Source organism: Cryptosporangium japonicum, from assembly GCF_039524755.1.
Classification (GTDB): Bacteria; Actinomycetota; Actinomycetes; order Mycobacteriales; family Cryptosporangiaceae; genus Cryptosporangium; species Cryptosporangium japonicum.
On sequence record NZ_BAAAGX010000006.1, the window covers coordinates 527359 to 541570 of the forward strand.

A 14212-nucleotide genomic window follows, 5' to 3' on the forward strand; every position below is an offset into this window, starting at 1 on the left:
TCGCCGCCTGGCGTAGTGAGGTTTATGGTTTTGGGCCTTGTGTTGTTGACCCCGTCGAAGCCGGGCGTCCCGGAGCGTGGAGCGCGCCGGGCCTAGGGCAGTGGGGACCCGTTCCACGGTCCCGGAGGCCCGAGATGACGTCGTTGGAAACCGAGCTCGTCCGGGAAGTCGCGCATCTGGAGACCTCGCGCGCGGCGCTCACCGCGATGCGTGCCCGCACCGAGGCGCTGACCAGGGCCGACGTGGCCGGTGACGAGTTCTCCGCCGAGGCGCTGGCGCGTGCGCTCGCCCGCCGGATGGAGTCGCTGCTCGACGACGGGACGACCCCGCTGTTCTTCGGCCGGCTCGACTTCGACCGCGGGTCCTACGCGGGCGAGACGTTCCACGTGGGGCGCAGGCACATCACCGACGCGGCCGGCGATCCGCTGGTGGTGGACTGGCGCGCGCCGGTGTCGACCGCGTTCTACCGGGCCGGCGCGCACGACCCGCTGGGGGTGCGCCAGCGCCGGCGGTTCGGGTTCGCCGGTGGCCGGCTGACCTCGTTCGAGGACGAACACCTGACCGCCGGCGAGGAGTCGGGGCTGGGGTCGCGGCTGCTCACCGAGGAGATCGAGCGGCCACGGGTGGGCCCGATGCGTGACATCGTGGCGACGATCCAGCCCGACCAGGACGTACTGGTCCGGGCCGGCCTGGAGACCAGCCTGTGCGTGCAGGGGGCGCCCGGCACCGGCAAGACCGCGGTCGGGCTGCACCGCGCCGCGTACCTGCTGTACGCCTACCGCGAGCGGCTGAGCCGGGCCGGGGTGCTCGTGGTGGGCCCGAACGCGGAGTTCCTGCGCTACATCGCGGAGGTGCTGCCCGCACTCGGCGAGGTCGACGTGGTGCAACGCACGGTGGCCGACCTGGTGGCGCGGGTGCCGGTGAGGGCGGAGGACACGCCGGAGGCGCTGGCGGTGAAGGGTGACGCACGGATGGCCGCGGTGCTGGCCGCGAGCCTGTCGGGTGCGTTGCGTGAGCCCGACTCGCCGCTGGTCCACGCGGAGCCGGGCGCGCGGTTGCGGCTGGGGCCGGGTGAGTTGGGGGAGATCGTCGCCGAGGCACGCTCCTCGTACCTGGACGGAGTGCCGTACTCGACGGCGCGCGAGCGGGTCGCGCACCGGGTGGCGGAACGGTTCCGGCGGCAGGTGGAGCGCCGGGGCGGGACGCCGACCGACGCGTGGGTCACCCGGGTGGCGCGCTCGCGCGGGATGAAGGCCTGGCTGGAGTCGGTGTGGCCGGCGGCGGACCCGGCGGCGATGCTCGCGCGCCTGCTCGGGGACCGGGCGCTGCTCGCCGCGGCGGCCGCCGGTGTGCTGTCCGAGGCCGAGCAGGACGCGATCGCGTGGCCGTCGGTGCCGCGCCGGCCGCGCTGGACCGCCGCGGACGCGGTACTCGTCGACGAGGCGGCCGGGCTGCTCGACCGGGTGCCGGGATTCGGGCACGTGATCGTGGACGAGGCCCAGGACCTGACGCCGATGCAGGCGCGGGCGATCGCCCGGCGCTCCACCCACGGTTCGCTGACCGTGCTCGGCGACCTCGCGCAGGGCACCGCGATCGGCGGCGCCCGCGACTGGCCGACGCTGCTGGACCACCTGGCCAAGCCGGGCACTGTCGTCACACCGCTCACGACCGGTTACCGGATGCCGGCCGAGATCGTCGAGTTCGCGAACCGCCTGCTCCCCGACCTGGGGGCGGACGTGGCCCCGGCGCGGTCGATCCGGCGCACGGCCGGGGCGCTGCGCGTCCGCGCGGTGGCCGACCCGGTGGCGGAAGCCGTGGAGGTGGTGCGCGCCGCCGTCGCCGAGCCCGGCTCCGTAGCCGTGATTTCGGCCGACGCCACGAGCGCGCGCGTCGGCCGCGCCCTCGGCGTCCTCGCCGACGCCGTCACGGTGCTGCCGGCCACCCTGGCCAAGGGGCTGGAGTTCGACACGGTCGTGGTGATCGAGCCGGCGGCGATCGTGGCGGCGGAGCCGCGCGGGCTCAACCGCCTCTACGTGGTGCTGACCCGGGCGGTGTCCCGGCTCACGGTCCTGCACCGCGAGCCGCTACCGGCCCGGCTGGCTTAGTCAGTCCTCGTCGCCGGCCAGGGCGGCGCGCAGCTTCGCCTTCTCCGTCTGGCGCTTGCTCATCCGCCCCTCGACGCGCTGGGCGAACGCTTCCCGCTGTTTGCGCAGCAGGAAGAACGACAGCGGCGCGGAGAGCAGCAACGCCCCGAACACCAGAATCCAGGAGCGGAACCCGATCAGGAACAACACGAGCGCGCAGGCGGCGAACACCATCGCCCGCGCGGTCGTGTACAGAAAACCCGGGTGCAACTGCATGCTCAGCTCCACATCGGCTGCGGTTCACGGCGACGCTCGGCGAGCGGCGTCGGGCCCTCGTACTCGCGCACCACCTCGTACCGGGTGTTCCGCTCCACCGGCCGGAACCCGGCGTCGCGGATCAGGTCGAGCAGTTCCTCGCGGTGCATGGTGTTCGGCGTGCCGTAACCGTCGGCGTCGTGCGTGATCTTGTACTCGACCACCGAGCCGTCCAGGTCGTCGACGCCGAAGTTCAGCGACAGCTGCGCCAGCGACAGCCCGTGCATCACCCAGAAGCACTTGACGTGCGGCACGTTGTCGAACAGCAGGCGCGAGACCGCGAACGTCTTCAACGACTCGGCCGGCGACGCCATCCGCGTGCGCTCCTCGAGCCGGTTGCGGACCTTGCCGTCGGCCGGCTTCGCCCCGTCGTGCTGGTAACGCAGCGGAATGAAGACCTGGAACCCGCCGGTCTCGTCCTGCAGCTCACGCAGCCGCAGCACGTGGTCGACGCGGTGACGCGGCTCTTCGATGTGGCCGTAGAGCATCGTGCTCGGCGTCTTCAGGCCCTTGGAGTGCGCCAGCCGGTGGATGCGCGACCAGTCTTCCCAGTGGGTGTCGTGGTCGACGATCTGGCGGCGGATCTCCTCGTCGAAGATCTCGGCGCCGCCGCCGGTGAGCGACTCCAGCCCGGCGTCGATCAGCTCGTCGAGGATCTCGTCGGCCGGGAGCCCGGAGATCTTCTCGAACCAGTGGATCTCGGTCGCGGTGAACGCCTTCAGCGAGACGTCGGGCAGGACCTCTTTGAGCGCACGCAGCGAGCGCGGGTAGTACCGCCACGGCAACGTCGGGTGCAGCCCGTTGACGATGTGCAGCTCGGTGAGGCCCTCGGACTCCATGTCCTTCGCGAGCCGCACCGCCTCCTCGATACGCATCGTGTAGGCGTCCTTCTCCCCCGGCTTGCGCTGGAAGGAGCAGTAGGCGCACGACGCGGAACAGACGTTCGTCATGTTCAGGTGGCGGTTCACGTTGAAGACGACGGTCTCGCCGTTCTTCGCGGTGCGGACCTCGTGTGCCAGACCGCCGAGCCAGGCGAGGTCGTCGCAGTCGTAGAGCGCGACGCCGTCGTCGTAGGAGAGCCGTTCACCGGCTCGTACCTTCTGCTCGAGCTCGCGTTTGAGGCCGGAATCCATGGGTCCAGCATAGGCGGGCCGTGGAACGACTCAGGCACGTGACTGTTTACGCATATTTTGCTATACCCCCATAGTGGGCTCAAACGGATTTATCGGTTCAGGCCACCCGGCAAGCGGTGGGAACTCCGGCAACGGGATCCAGGGCTGATGGGCGGCGCGCACCGGAAACCGACCCTGTTGACCGACGTGTTCGGAAGTCACGACCACCAGGCCGCGACAATCGCGGTCGGTACGGCGTTGGCGCTGGTGGCGGGGGCCGGGGTGGCCTGGGGGGACGCGGCCTGGGGCGAGGTGCCGGCGGGGACGTCGAACCGGCCGTTCGTGGCACCGGCCCGGCCCGCCGAACCGCGCGACGACCAGCCGGTCCGCGTGCTCGGGGTCCCGACCGGTACGACGAACTCGGCCATGGCCAGGACCGGACGTCATCACATCCCGAACGAGTCGATCACCACCCGGATCACGCGGGTGTCCGCCGCGGCCGAGGCGGTCGCGGAACGCCTCACCGAGGCCCGCGCCGCCCTCGACACGCTCGTCCGGGCGCAGATCCAGGCCACCGTGAGCCTCACGCTGGCCCGGACGTCCACCGAGCAGGCCGAAGCCGCCGCCGCGACCTGGACGCGTGAGTCGTTCATCGCCGAAGCCAGCCGCCCGGAAGGTCTGGTGGCCGATCCACGCACCGGCATGCTCGGCCGACCCACCGCCGTGCTCGACCTCGAAGCGGCCCGAGCCCGGCAGCACACCGCCGCCGACGCCGCCACCAGGGCCACCGAGGCGGTCACCGCCCAGCGCAACCACGTCGCCGCGATCCAGCGTCAGCTCGACGCCAGGGCCACCGAACTCCGCCGGCTACGCACCGAACAGGCCGCGGCCCTCCTCGAGGCGCAACGCCAACGCGACGCCGTGGAAGCCGCACTGGCGCGCAAATACCTGCGCGACGCCGACGGGTCCGCCGGTAAGGCCGCCCTGTCGGCCGTGAGCTTCGCCCTGGCCCAGCGCGGAAAGCCGTACGAGTGGGGTGCCGAGGGCCCGGACCGGTTCGACTGCTCCGGATTGGTGCAGACGGCCTACGCGACCGCGGACGTGGTGCTGCCCCGCACCGCCCGGCCCCAGTACCGAGTGACCAAACCCGTGCCGGTGACCGCGCTGCTCCCCGGTGACCTGCTGTTCTTCGCGACGGACCACGCGGACTGGAACACGATCCATCACGTGGGGGTGTATTTGGGACGCGGCTTGATGGTGCACGCTCCGACGACCGGGGACGTCGTGCGCGTGGCCCCGGTGTGGTGGTCGGAATTCTTCGCCGCGGGGAGGGTGGTGCCCGGGCGGGCCGGCCATTCGTCGCTGGCGGTCGATCTGCGGGGTGTGGGTCCGGAGCGGGGTGTTGGTCCGGGGCGGGGTGTTGGTCCGGGGCGGAAGGTTTCTCCCGGGCGGGGGGCTGCGTCGGAGGGGGCTGATGGTTCGGCGCGGGGTGAGCGTCGGCCGCGAGGGGCGGTGCCGACGCCGTCGGAGTCGGAGCCGGTGTCGACACCGGCCGATCCGGCGACGGCTACGCCGCTGGTGGAGGGGTCGAAGTCCCCGGGTCCGTCCTCGTCGGACGAGCCGCCGGCGGCGGAAGGACGCACCGCTACTCCCTCGCGGTCCAAGTTGACCCGGTCGGACGAGCGCCGCACGGCCCGTTTGAAGGGTTCTCAACGCGACGCGGTCGCTTCGGAGGCGGGTCGCTCGAAAGCGGGTCGCTCGGAGGCGGGTCGCTCGGAGGCGGGTCGCTCGGAGGCGGGTCGCTCGGAGGCGGGTCGCTCGGAGGCGGGTCGCTCGGAGGCGGGTCGCTCGGAGGCGGGTCGGGCCCGTTCGGCTCGTACGGATGCCGCTCATCGGGGGGCGGATCGTTCTGACGTGTCGGGTGGGCGGCGGGCGGGCCAGGCCACCGAGGCAGGCGAATCGCGAGCCGCGAAGGCCGGTGCGAGAGGCACCAAGGCCAGCGCGCGTGGCACAAAGACCGGACCGCGAGCCGCGAAGACTGGGCCGCGAGAGGCAAAAACCGGGGTACGAGATCAGGAGGCCGGGGCACGAGATCAGGAGGTCGGGGCGCGCGATCAGGAGGCCGGAGCGCAAGATCGGGAGGCCGGGGCGCGCGGCGCGGAGACGGGGGCGCGGGCCGTCGAGGCGGGCAAGTTGCGGGCGACCACGGCAGGCAAGACGAGGGCGATTGTCGCTGCAGAGGCGCGCATCGCGGAGGCGGTTGAGACGCGTACTGCGCACGCCGGCGATCAGCACGGCGCTGAAGTGGGCCAGGTCGGCATCGCACGGGCCGGTCGGGGGGCGGGTGCTCCGGCCAAGGTGTCGGGCTCGATTCCGGTGAGAGGCGGGCGGGCGGCGCTGCTCAGCTCGCCGGGCATCGGGCCGATCGAGCCGAGCCCTCCGACGGAACCCCTCCCACCGCGGGATCCGCAGTAACCAACAGTCCCTCTGGCATCACTGACATCACCAGCACTGACACCGGGAAACGAATCAGGCGCACACGGTGACCGTTACGCCATAATTTTCGGCCCTGTCGCGAGATATCTGGGTTCTGTCAGCCGTCCAACGGAAATCATCACTCCCACATGGCACCGTTTTGGCGGCCGCCCGTTCGAACCGGAAGGTGGGAGATAGTCATGGCCGAGGAGGAAGAGGGGCCCCGGACCGTACGGCTCGATCCGTCACAGCTCCCGGGTGGGTCTCGCTTCACACCGCCGGTCATCCCGGACCAGCCGGCGACCCCACCGGCCAAGGGCGACTCCCCCACCGAGCCACCCGCCGACACCCCCACCAACGCCGCGACACCCACCGGCTCTGCCTCCGCGGCGCCCGCCCCCACCGGCGCAGCCTCCGCGGCGCCCAGCTCGGCGCCTGCTCCTGCGACAACCGCGCCTTCGGTGTCTAATCCCTCGGGGTCTGGGGCCTCGGTACCCGCGGATGCCGGTACGACCGCCGGTGCCAGCGATTCCGCCGGTGCCAGCGATTCCGCCGGTGCCAGCGATTCCGCCGGTGCCAGCGGTTCTGCCGGTGCCAGCGGGTCTGCCGGTGCCACTGCCTCGGCCGGTGCCACTGGTTCGGCCGGTGCCACTGGTTCGGCCGGTGCCACTGGTTCGGCGGGAGCCAGTGGTTCGGCCGGTGCCACTGCCTCGGCTGGAGCCAGTGGCTCGGCTGGAGCCAGTGGTTCCGCCGAGGTCTCCGGTTCTGGGAAGTCCGGTGGTTCTGCCGGATCTAGCGCGGACTCGGAGCGCGGAGGTGCCGGGAGGTTGCCGGTCGTGGACGGGGCGGACGATGTCGAGCGGAATGCTCAGACTCGGATCGCGCCGCTTCCTCCGGACCTGATCACTCGTCTCGCCGAAGCTCGCCCGACGAGCGGGCCCGGTGCGCCCGCCGATGGCCCGGCGGCTTCTGCCGGCCCGGCCAAGGGCTCCGCCTCGGTCGGCCCTGCTATGAAGGACTCCGCCTCACCCATCCCTACCGCCAAGAGCTCCGCCCCTGCGGCTAAGGGCTCCGCCTCGGTCGCACAGGGCTCCGCTACACCCATCCCCGCCGCTGAAGGTTCCGCCGTCCCGGCCCCGGCCACTAGCGGGGCCGCCGCTCCGGTCCCGACCACTAGCGGGTCCCCTGCTTCGGCCCTGGCCACTAGCGGGGCCGCCGCTCCTGCCCCGGCCACTAGCGAGCCCCCTGCTCCGGCCCCGGCTGCTAGCGAGCCCCCTGCTCCGGCCCCGGCTGCTAGCGAGGCCACTGCTCCTATCCCTGTCGCTCAAGGATCCGCTGCGCCCACCGGCCCGGCCGCGGATGAGTCTTCGGCACCTGCTGGCACCGCCGCTGAAGACTCGGCCGGGCTCAGTGCTGGATCTGTAGCTGTGGGCGCTGGATCCGAGGTCTCACGCTCCGATGACGGGGCTCCGCACTCGGAGACCGCCTCGCTGGGTGCCGAGGCTGCGGATCCAGAGGGGAATCAGGCTCGCGGGTCTGGGCCGGCGGCGACGGTTAAGGGGACTTCACCGGTTGTTGCGGCGCAGGGAGGGCCGGGCACGCCGGCGGCGGATGTTCGGACTGATCGGACCGCGGTGCACCAATCGCCGGTTGCGTCCTCGGCCGGGTCGGCGCGGGTCGACCAGACCCTGATCAGCCCGCCCAGCCCTCCAGCGCCGAGCATCCCGGCCCCCACTTCAGGCGGCCCCGCCCCAAGCGCCCCAACCCGGAACGCCCCCACCCCGAACGCCCCCACCGCGGCCGACCCCGGTCCTAGCGCCCCCGCCCCAAGCACCCCAGCTCCGAGTGCCCCCAACCCAGGCGCCCCCAACCCAGGCGCCCCCGCCTCGAACGCCCCCACCTCCGGTGCACCAGCTCCCTCCCCCGCGGCCGGCAAGGCGTCCGTTCGAAGCCCGCAACCCCCGAGCACCGGCAAAGCCTCAGTCCCGACCCGCCCCGACGCAGACGCCCCCCACGCGCCCGCCGAGAACCAAGGGCGCGGCTCGGCTCGGGTGCCTGAGCCCATGGCCGACCCGGACATGCCCACCGTCGCCCGCCCGGGCTGGACCATCGAGCCGGGCTGGTCCGCCTACCCCAACGGCGTCCCGCCGCAGACCCCCGACCAGCCACCCTCCTTCGACGACCCGCACGTCACACCCACACCCACGAACGCACCCACAAACACGCCCACGAACGCCCAGACACCCTCGGTCGAGCACACGTCCTCACTGGCCGGTGCGCTGCTCGGGTCCGCGGCCACCCCGGCGGACGCCCCGCCGGAGCCGAGCAACAACCGGCGCACCGTGCTCGTCGTCGCGATCGTGCTGATCGTCGCGGTGGCGGTGGGGGCGGGCATCGCGATCGTGGCCGGCGACACGATCATGTCCGTCCTGGACGGCGTCCTGTCCTGAGCGCCGTCTCCAGACGGTCCACCGCCTCGGCCAGCAGAGCGGGCGAGGTCGCGAAGTTCAGACGCACGAAACCGGCGCCCTCCGGGCCGAAATCCAGGCCGCGGTAGAGCGCCACCCGGCCCCGCTCCAGCAGCACCGGAGCGGGGTCGTCGCCGAGGCCGTGGTCACGCAGGTCCAGCCACGCCAGGTACGTCGCCGACGGCGCCCGGCACCCCACCCCGAGCTCCGACAACGCCGACGTCAACCACCGGCGGTTGACGTCCAGTTCGGCGCGCAGATCGTCGAGCCACGCCTCACCGGCGTCCAGCGCCGCGATCGACGCGATCACCCCGAGGTTCCCGGTCGACGACACCGTGTCCTCCGGGATCCCGGACAGCGAACCTCCCACCAGCAACGCGGCCTTCAACCCGGCGAGGTTCCACGCCTTCGACGTCGACACCGCCGCGTACGCCGTGCCGGTGCCGTCGAGCGACAGGTACGGGGTGAACACCGCTTCGCCGAGCGTCAGCGGGGCGTGGATCTCGTCCGACACCACCGTGACGCCGTACGCGGCGGCCAGCGACGACACCTCGGTGAGCTCCGCAGGAGTGTGCACGGTGCCGGTCGGGTTCTGCGGGTTGCACAGCAGGTACACCCGCGCGCCGGCGGCGAACGCGGCCTCCAGTCCGGACAGGTCGAGCCGACCCGACCGCAGTGGCACCGACACCAGTCGCCGCCCGGTCATCTCGAGCCACTCGAAGAACGGCGGGTACACCGGCGGGTTGATCACCACCGGGTCACCCGGTGACGACGCCAGCTCGATCGCGGTCCGGGCCGCCCGGGCGACGTCGGGCATCAGCGCCATCGCGGCCGGGTCGGGGTGCCAGCCCCACCGCCGCCCGGCGAAGCTCGCGTACGCCGTGGGCAGCGCATCGGGCTGGGCGTACCCGGTGTCGGAGACCGACAGCGCCGCGTCGAGCGCGGCCCGGATCGGTGGCGCCAGCTTCGTGTCCATTTCCGCGACGAACAGCGGGAGCACGGCGGCCGGGTAGCGCCGCCACTTCTCGCTCCGCCGCTGCCGGAGTTCGTCGAGATCGGCCCAGAGGTCCATGGGCTCCATGATCCGTGGGAGGGTGGAGAACATGGGTACGTTCGCATGGAACCGGGTGGGATTTGGGGCCGAGCTCGCGGTCGTCCACGCCGGTCGTGGTCTGCGCGCCGAGGGCTGGACGCTCGGCGCGGCCCCCGAGCCGTACACCTGTCACTACACCGTGGCCACCGACGAGGACTGGGCCACGCTCTCGCTGGAGCTCCAGACCGAGGGCGAGGGGTGGGCCCGGTCACTGCGGATGACGCGGAAGTCCACCCGCGACGAGTGGAAGATCCGGGCGAGCGAGACCGGCACGTTGAACGGCTCACCGGCCGGCTCGGAGTACCCGGAGCGGATCGTCGACGCGCTCGACGTCGACATCGCGTTTTCGCCGTTGACCAACACGCTGCCGATCCGCCGCCTCGACCTGCTCAACCAGCCGGTGGGGACGGAGTTCCAGCTGAACGTGGCGTTCGTCGAGCTGCCGTCGCTGGCGGTGATCGCCAACGACCAGCGGTACGTGGTCGCGGGCGACCGTGAGATCGGGTACCGCTCCGGCGACTACCGCGTGCAGATCACCGTGGACCCGGACGGTTTTGTCGTCGACTATCCCGGGCTGGCCACCCGGTCCACCGATCAGTGACGGTCGACGGTTAGTTCGAGCCGGCTCTGGTGGATGACCGTCGCCCGGTGCCGCACCGCGATGTGCACGCGGTAGACGTCCGGTCGCCGCGGGGCGACGAACGGCAGCTCGAGCCGTTCCGAGCGCTCGTGCGGCAGGCAGCTGTGCGGGCCGTCGGGCGGGCAGGGGCAGGTCCAGGCCAGGCCCTGCGGCGGGACGAACATCGGGTGCGGGCCGGGCGGCAGGGTGAGGGCCTCGGCGACGGTCGACACCTGCACCCAGGCCCCGGCCTCGCCGGCGGGCCCGGCCGACTGCATCACGATCTGGATCAGGTAGTACCCGCCGGGCGCGAGCGGCCGGCTCACGAGCGCCCCGTCGGTGTCGACGACCGACACGGACAGCTCCAACGCCGGCCCCGACGCCGACGGCTCGGTACGCCGCCACCACCGACGGCGCCCGGTGGTCGGCGGCGGCTCGTCGGGCGGCTCCGACGCCCCCACCGGCACGGGTTTCGACAGCTCCGCCGCCGCCTCCGACCACGCCCGGCGCGCGGACGGCACCTCCGGCGCGACCGGACCCAGCCGGGCGTCCGGTACGAGTTCGGTGACCGGCCGCACCCCCCGGATCGCCTGCTCGTCGACGCTCACGACCGCGCCGTGGCGTAACGCGAGCGCGCCGAACGCCTCGGCCTCGGCGAAGTCGTCGAGCACCAGCACCACCGTGCGCCCGGGCGTCACCAGCGCGCTGACGGTCTCCGCCGCGCCCGCGCCGCCCAACGCGGCGGCCAGACCACGGAACGTGTCGACGAGCACGACCGCGGGCGGGGCCGCGACGGCGCCGATCGCTCCGGCGATCGCCTCCCAGCCCTTCCGCCCGGCCGCCGAGGGTGCGCCGTTGAGCCGCACGGTCCGGGGCCGGTCGGCCGGCGGGTCGACGGCCATCCAGAGCGCGCCGAGGTCGATCATCGTGCCGCCGGCGGCCGGGCCGGCGAGGATCGTCAGCGCGGCTCTGCGGCCGGCGCCGGCCGGCCCCACCACGAGCACCAGCGGCTGCTTGGCCACCAGTGAAAACACCAGGTCGGCGTAGTCGCCCCCCGCCGCACCCACCGGCGGCGGTCCCGGCACGTTTCCAGTCACCGTCGTCCCCGCTAGCTCAGGCCCGGCGCCCTACTTCTGACCACTCCCCGACAATGCTGCCTTGCGCTGAGTGCCAAAGCCAGCGGTTCAGACCCACTCGCCGGTCCGGTCGAAGCGTTCGAGGGTCTCGGTGTACGGCCCGAGGTCCAGTCCGGCGGCGCGCAGCCACTCGTCGTCGTAGTAGGTACGCGCGTACCGCTCACCTCCGTCGCACAGCAGCGTGACGACGCTGCCGGTGCTTCCGCGCAGCGAGTCGAGCAACGCGAAGACGCCCCAGAGGTTCGTGCCGGTCGAGCCGCCCACCGGCCGGCCGAGCCGTTTCGTCGCGTAGCGGGCGGCGGCGATCGAGGCGGCGTCGGGGACGCCGATCATCCGGTCGACGACCCCGCCGACGAAGCTGGGTTCGCCCCGCTGCCGCCCGATGCCTTCGATCCGCGAACCCCGGGCGGTGGTGACGCTCGGGTCGGCGGCCGACCACGCCGGGAGAAAAGCCGAATTCTCCGGGTCGACGACGCACAAGCGCGTGTCGAACCGTCGGTAACGCAGGTAGCGGCCGATCGTCGCGCTGGTGCCGCCGGTGCCGGCGCCCACCACGATCCAGCGCGGTACCGGGTGCCGTTCGGACGCGAGCTGGCCGAAGATCGACTCGGCGATGTTGTTGTTGCCGCGCCAGTCGGTGGCCCGCTCGGCGTAGGTGAACTGGTCCATGTAGTGGCCACCGAGGTCCGCGGCCAGACGGCGCGATTCGTCGTAGACGTGCGACGGGTCGTCGACGAGGTGGCAGCGCCCGCCCTGGAACTCGATCAGCGCGATCTTCTCCAGGCTGGTGCGGGCCGGCATCACGGCCACGAACGGCAGCCCGAGCATCCGTGCGAAGTACGCCTCGCTGACCGCGGTCGAGCCGGACGAGGCCTCGACGACGGTGGTGCCCTCCCGGATCCAGCCGTTGCAGAGCGCGTACAGGAACAGCGACCGGGCGAGCCGGTGCTTCAACGACCCGGTCGGGTGGGTGGACTCGTCCTTCACGTACAGGTCGAGCCCTTCGAAGCCGGGTGGCAGCGGGAAGGTCAGCAGGTGCGTGTCGGCGGAGCGGTTGGCGTCCGCCTCCACCTTGCGCACGGCCTCGTCGATCCAGTCCCGGTCACTGCCCACCGAGGTACTCCAGGTACTTCGCCGGGTCGACGTTCCCGCCCGAGACGATCGCGACGGTCGTGGCCGCCGGCGGAAGGTCGGCGAACAGGTAGGCGGCGGTCGTCACCGCGCCCGACGGCTCGACCACGAGCCGCGACTTGCGTCCGAGTATCCGGGTCGCCTCGACGATCTGTTCCTCGGACACCGTGATCACGTCGTCGACGTAGCGGCGGAGGTGCTCGAACGGCAGCACGCCCACCGACGTCGTCCGCAGTCCGTCGGCGATCGTGCGGTAGGTCTGCTCGGGTGTCCAGGTGACCCGCTTCCCGCTGCGGAAGCTCTCCACGGCGTCGGCGGCGAGTTCGGGCTCGACCCCGATCACCCGGGTCCGCGGCGAGAGGGCCTTGATCGCCGTCGCGACGCCGGAGATCAGACCGCCGCCGCTCACCGGCACCAGAACGAGGTCGGGTGAGAGATCCGACGCGATCTCCAGGCCCACCGTGCCCTGCCCGGCGATGATCCGCGCGTCGTCGTAGGGCGGGATGTGGGCGTACCCGTGCTCGGCCACGAGCTCCAGCGGGCGGATGTCCCGCTCGGCCGGCGGAACGATCACCACCTCGGCGCCGAACCCGCGGGTCGCTTCCAGCTTCACGGCCGGCGTGGTGTCGGGCATGACGATCGTCGCCCGGATGCCGAGGCGCGCGGCGGCGTAGGCCACGGCCTGGGCGTGGTTGCCGCTCGACTGCGCGACGACGCCGCGGGCGCGCTGCTCGGCGTCCAGCTGCGCGAGCGCGTTGCTGGCGCCGCGGAGCTTGAACGCGCCGGTGGCCTGCAGGCTCTCCGGCTTGAGCCAGAGCTGGCGTCCGGCTTCTCCCCAGACGCACGGCAGCAGTGGTGTCCGCACCACCAAATCCCGAATCCGGGCAGCTGCTGCCTGAATGTCGCTCAGCGTCACCAATGAGGAGGATGCGGTAGGGATCGCGGTCATACGGTCACGATAGCCAGAGCCGCGGGCGCGGTCCGGGCCGGAGACCTACTAGCTGCTCCCACCTCGTAATTTATCCGCTTTTAGGAGCATGCTATTTCGATCAAGAAAGGATCGTTGCGTATTCCGACCATCCACCGACCCGCTGAATCCACTCAGCCGTTCCCCCTATCCGTCGACCACGCTGGGTATCGGGAAATTCATATGACGATTCCCGAACGGCGACATCAATCGCTGCGAAGCGCCGCTGAATTGTCGCCACCGCAGCAATTGTGGGACGTCCGGCGTCAAACGAATTTTGTGTGCCAGGACGTTGAAACGGCGTCTCACGAAGCGAGACAGAGGAATACGCGGCGCTAATTTCCTAGGCGTCGTCCAACGGGCGCGCCCGGCCTTCCCATTTCGTTGAAAGCACAACGGTCGTACGGGTACGCGCCACTCCGTGGATACGGTTGAGCCGGCCGATCGTGTGCTCGAGCGCAGCGACGTCGGGAACGCGTACGAGGAGCAGAAACGACTCCTCACCGGCCACGAACCAGCAGGATTCCACTTCCGGCAAGCGATTGAGCGCGGTGGCGATCTCGTCCTGCTCCGAGCTTTCCGCTTGCAGCACGCCGATCAGCGCGGTCACGCCCAGGCCGATCGCCGTCGTGTCGACCGCCGCGTGGTAGCCCGTGATGATCCCGGCGGCCTCGAGCTTGCCGACCCGGTCGTGCACGGCCGGCGCCGAGAGCCCCACCCGCCGCGCCAACTCGGCGTACGTCTCCCGGCCGCTGTTCCGCAGCGTGTCCAGCAACCGCCGGTCGATCTCGTCCACGAGTTCTCCCCCCGGT

The 14212-nt window shown here is 71.9% G+C and carries 11 protein-coding genes; 4 read left to right on the top strand and 7 right to left on the bottom strand.

Features of this window, described 5'->3' with window-relative positions; translation table 11 throughout:
* Positions 1-134: 134 nt before the first annotated feature.
* Entirely contained in the window at positions 135-2105 is a 1971-nt protein-coding gene (locus ABD437_RS07370) for a HelD family protein (RefSeq protein WP_344647971.1), read from the top strand.
* On the opposite strand, the gene ABD437_RS07375 is transcribed toward ABD437_RS07370, so the two are convergent.
* A complete protein-coding gene (locus ABD437_RS07375) occupies positions 2106-2360 on the bottom strand; it encodes a DUF4229 domain-containing protein (protein ID WP_344647972.1) in 255 nt (84 codons plus the stop codon).
* Between the two features lie 2 nt (positions 2361-2362).
* On the bottom strand, positions 2363-3532 hold the full coding sequence (gene mqnE, locus ABD437_RS07380) for an aminofutalosine synthase MqnE (protein ID WP_344647973.1): 1170 nt from the start codon (positions 3530-3532) through the stop codon (positions 2363-2365).
* A 186-nt stretch (positions 3533-3718) separates the two neighbouring features.
* Between mqnE and ABD437_RS07385 the strand changes: the two genes are divergently transcribed.
* Entirely contained in the window at positions 3719-5986 is a 2268-nt protein-coding gene (locus ABD437_RS07385) for an NlpC/P60 family protein (RefSeq protein ID WP_344647974.1), read from the top strand.
* A 2063-nt stretch (positions 5987-8049) separates the two neighbouring features.
* The gene (locus ABD437_RS07390; protein ID WP_344647975.1) at positions 8050-8436 is read left to right on the top strand and encodes a hypothetical protein; all 387 of its coding nucleotides are present in this window, start codon (positions 8050-8052) and stop codon (positions 8434-8436) included.
* On the opposite strand, the gene ABD437_RS07395 is transcribed toward ABD437_RS07390, so the two are convergent.
* Positions 8405-9526: a MalY/PatB family protein gene (locus ABD437_RS07395; RefSeq protein WP_344647976.1), complete on the bottom strand. Its 1122-nt coding sequence runs from the start codon at positions 9524-9526 to the stop codon at positions 8405-8407. The two genes, ABD437_RS07390 and ABD437_RS07395, sit on opposite strands and share 32 nt — an antisense overlap.
* Positions 9527-9557: 31 nt before the next feature.
* Here ABD437_RS07395 and ABD437_RS07400 point away from each other — a divergent pair, with 31 nt between their 5' ends.
* On the top strand, positions 9558-10148 hold the full coding sequence (locus tag ABD437_RS07400) for a putative glycolipid-binding domain-containing protein (RefSeq protein WP_344647977.1): 591 nt from the start codon (positions 9558-9560) through the stop codon (positions 10146-10148).
* On the opposite strand, the gene ABD437_RS07405 is transcribed toward ABD437_RS07400, so the two are convergent.
* The 4 genes from ABD437_RS07405 to ABD437_RS07420 all read right to left on the bottom strand — a co-directional run bounded on the left by ABD437_RS07405 (position 10142) and on the right by ABD437_RS07420 (position 14196).
* The gene (locus ABD437_RS07405) at positions 10142-11263 is read right to left on the bottom strand and encodes a P-loop NTPase family protein (protein WP_344647978.1); all 1122 of its coding nucleotides are present in this window, start codon (positions 11261-11263) and stop codon (positions 10142-10144) included. The genes ABD437_RS07400 and ABD437_RS07405 overlap by 7 nt on opposite strands.
* A gap of 87 nt (positions 11264-11350) precedes the next feature.
* Complete coding sequence (cds1, locus tag ABD437_RS07410; RefSeq protein WP_344647979.1) at positions 11351-12415, bottom strand: L-cysteine desulfhydrase Cds1; 1065 nt, start codon at positions 12413-12415, stop codon at positions 11351-11353.
* Entirely contained in the window at positions 12405-13382 is a 978-nt protein-coding gene (locus tag ABD437_RS07415) for a threonine ammonia-lyase (RefSeq protein ID WP_344647980.1), read from the bottom strand. Before ABD437_RS07415 ends, cds1 begins: the two co-directional genes overlap by 11 nt.
* Before the next feature lie 361 nt (positions 13383-13743).
* Positions 13744-14196: an Lrp/AsnC family transcriptional regulator gene (locus tag ABD437_RS07420; protein ID WP_344647981.1), complete on the bottom strand. Its 453-nt coding sequence runs from the start codon at positions 14194-14196 to the stop codon at positions 13744-13746.
* Between the last annotated feature and the right edge of the window lie 16 nt (positions 14197-14212).